Raw genomic sequence first — 208 nt, 5'->3', positions numbered from 1 at the left:
GCCGCGCGGCGGCGCCGGGCCGGAGCACGACGTCGTAGCGGTAGCGCGAGAGCTCGTCGTGCGCGCGGGCCCGCTTGATCCGGATGCTGCTCGCGTCGAACCCGTCGAGGGCGGTGAAGAACCGCGGCGCGCAGAGCAGCTCGCCCTCCCACGCGACGGCGCCGTCGAGGGCGCGGCGCAGCTCGGCGGGCTCGGCGTCGGGCCGCCG

Annotated in this window: 1 protein-coding gene; it reads right to left on the bottom strand. The window is 78.8% G+C overall.

What is annotated here, in order from left to right; translation table 11 throughout:
- The coding region (locus GTW08_RS12255) for a hypothetical protein (protein WP_161151944.1) at positions 1-208 on the bottom strand (208 nt) is incomplete at both ends.

The sequence above is a fragment of the Pseudonocardia sp. SID8383 genome (genome assembly GCF_009864975.1).
GTDB classification, from domain to species: Bacteria; Actinomycetota; Actinomycetes; order Mycobacteriales; family Pseudonocardiaceae; genus Pseudonocardia; species Pseudonocardia alni.
The sequence above is the reverse complement of the archived record's forward strand: the minus strand, read 5'-3'. Positions and strand labels throughout refer to the sequence as shown.